Here is a 2,635-nt window from a genome sequence, read left to right as displayed (position 1 = left end):
GGTAATAAGAATATATTTCTGAATAAAATTCTATTGTTTATTTTCAGAAAAATTAAACATATAATAAGTATAAGGGAATGGATGGAAGGAGGGAATACTATGGATTGGTTAGATGGATTTGGTATCTTTTACATCATTGGTGGAGTTACGATTCTCCTTGTATTTTTTATGTCATATTTACTAAAGAAACGTTTTCCAGACAAACAGTTTGATATTATATTTGCACTTAGTTTAGTACTTCTTTGTTTAGCTTTCTTTCCTGTAACAATGATGGCTATTGGTGGATGGGAAGGAATGGGATACGGATTTATTTGTTTCTTCGTTTTAATTGGTACACTAATTGGCATGGTGGCTCATCAACTTGTAAAAATAGTTCGGAAAAGTTATGTATAAAACAGTAATAATTGAAAAGAATGTATAAAAATAAGAAAATTCACTCTTGTTTTAAAATAAAATTTATATTATGATATTGAACAAATTTATTTCGTTATAACGATGAAAAAGGACTAGTACATGTCTTACCTTTTTTGCAGAGAGAGAATCCTTTTGGCTGGAAGATTCTTAAAAGGTGATATGGAACCTACCTTTGAGTTCTGCATATGCAGCGGGAAATTCCCGTTATCAAAAAGAGAGCATACTCAATTTTTTGTGTATGAATCAGGGTGGTAACGCCGACAAAGCTCGGTCCCTATTTGGGGACACGGGCTTTTTCTATTTTCTAAAGGAGGAAGAATAACTATGGTAAAAGAACAAGTACAAGCCATTACGAAGATGGAAGAAGACTTTGCTCAGTGGTATACCGATATTGTAAAAAAAGCGGAGCTTGTTGATTATTCAAGTGTGAAAGGTTGTATGATTTTACGTCCATACGGTTATGCATTATGGGAAAATATGCAGAAAGTGATGGATGAAAAATTAAAAGAATCTGGCCATGAAAATGTGTACATGCCAATGTTTATTCCAGAGAGTTTATTACAAAAAGAGAAAGATCATGTTGAAGGATTTGCTCCTGAAGTAGCATGGGTTACTCATGGTGGGGATGAAAAGTTAGCGGAAAGACTTTGTGTACGCCCTACATCTGAAACTCTATTTTGTGAGCATTTTTCAAAAATTGTTCAATCATATAATGATTTACCAAAGTTATATAACCAGTGGTGTTCAGTAGTTCGTTGGGAGAAGACAACGAGACCATTTCTTCGTACAACTGAATTTTTATGGCAAGAAGGTCACACGATTCATGAAACGGCAGAAGAATCTCAAATTGAAACATTAAATATTTTAAATCTATATGCTGCCTTTTGTGAAGAGTATTTAGCAATTCCGGTTATTAAAGGGCAAAAAACAGAAAAAGAAAAGTTTGCAGGAGCGAAGGCAACTTATACGATTGAAAGTTTAATGCATGATGGAAAAGCACTTCAAACAGGAACATCTCATAACTTTGGAACGAATTTCTCTGAAGCATTTGATATTAAGTTTTTAGATCGTAACGGTAAGTGGCAATATGTACACCAAACTTCGTGGGGTGTATCAACGAGAATGATAGGTGGACTTATTATGGTCCATAGCGATAATAACGGACTTGTAATGCCGCCAAAAGTCGCTCCATTACAAGTTGTTATTGTACCTATTGCTCAGCATAAAGAAGGTGTGTTAGAAAAAGCAACAGAGTTACAAGGACGTATTCAGAAGGTTGCGCGTGTAAAAATAGATGCTAGCAATAAAACACCGGGCTGGAAATTTAATGAGTATGAAATGAAGGGAATTCCAATTCGATTAGAAGTTGGTCCAAAGGATATTGAAAAGAATCAAGTTGTACTTGTAAGGCGAGATACGAAAGAAAAAGAATTTATAGCAATGGATCAATTAGAAGAACGTATTCCATCATTACTTGAGGAAATTCATCATTCTTTATTTAATAAAGCAAAAGTATTTCGCGATGAGAATACGTGTAGTGTGACGAATTTCGAAGAGATGAAAAAAGCAGCTGATGAAAAGCAAGGGTTTATTAAGGCGATGTGGTGTGGAGAACTAGCTTGTGAAGAGAAACTAAAAGAAGAAGTTGGAGTATCTTCACGCTGTATGCCTTTTGAACAAGAACATTTAGCTGACGAATGTATTTGCTGTAGTAAAGAAGCAAAGCACATGGTCTATTGGGGAAAAGCATATTAATACTCTTTCTGATAGATGCCAAAAGGACTTTGGGTTGCATAATAAACTGCAATCCAAAGTCCTTTTTAGTTTTATATTGGTTTCATGTATTTTTTAGATGGAAGGATGTTGGTCTTTATTTTGCATTTTTACGGCGAATAAACAATAACATACCAATTAGGAATGTTGAAAGTCCCATTAAAATAGATGCAGGATAATGCGCTGCAGTAGTAGGTAACTTATCACCTTGTTTTGTCGCATTATCTTTTACGTTACCACCTTGTGAACTGCTATCACCTTTAACTCGATTGCCCTCTTGAGAGCCTTTGCCATCTTGCGAACTGCTATCGCCCTTAACTCGATTGCCACCAGAACCACTACCGCCAGAGCCGCTACCACCAGAACCGTTACCACCGGAACCATTGCCACCAGAACCGTTGCCACCAGAACCGTCGCCACCAGAACCGTTGCCACCAGAACCGCTACC

Annotated in this window: 3 protein-coding genes and 1 other annotated feature; of the genes, 2 read left to right on the top strand and 1 reads right to left on the bottom strand. The window is 36.2% G+C overall.

All coding sequences use genetic code 11. The annotated features are described in order from the left end of the window. Window positions 1-99: 99 nt before the first annotated feature. Entirely contained in the window at window positions 100-393 is a 294-nt protein-coding gene (locus AB3X48_RS20815; RefSeq protein ID WP_016103440.1) for a YesK-like family protein, read from the top strand. Between the two features lie 93 nt (window positions 394-486). Beyond that, window positions 487-693 (top strand) — a binding site (T-box leader). 45 nt (window positions 694-738) lie between these two features. Then, complete coding sequence (gene proS, locus AB3X48_RS20810; protein WP_016103441.1) at window positions 739-2,169, top strand: proline--tRNA ligase; 1,431 nt, start codon at window positions 739-741, stop codon at window positions 2,167-2,169. Window positions 2,170-2,284: 115 nt separating this feature from the next. Here the strand turns inward: proS and AB3X48_RS20805 are convergent. Next, on the bottom strand, window positions 2,285-2,635 hold a 351-nt coding region (locus tag AB3X48_RS20805; RefSeq protein WP_367959895.1), incomplete at its 5' end, for an LPXTG cell wall anchor domain-containing protein.

This window comes from Bacillus sp. S4 (genome assembly GCF_040838205.1).
Taxonomy (GTDB): Bacteria; Bacillota; Bacilli; order Bacillales; family Bacillaceae_G; genus Bacillus_A; species Bacillus_A cereus_U.
The sequence above is the reverse complement of the archived record's forward strand: the minus strand, read 5'-3'. Positions and strand labels throughout refer to the sequence as shown.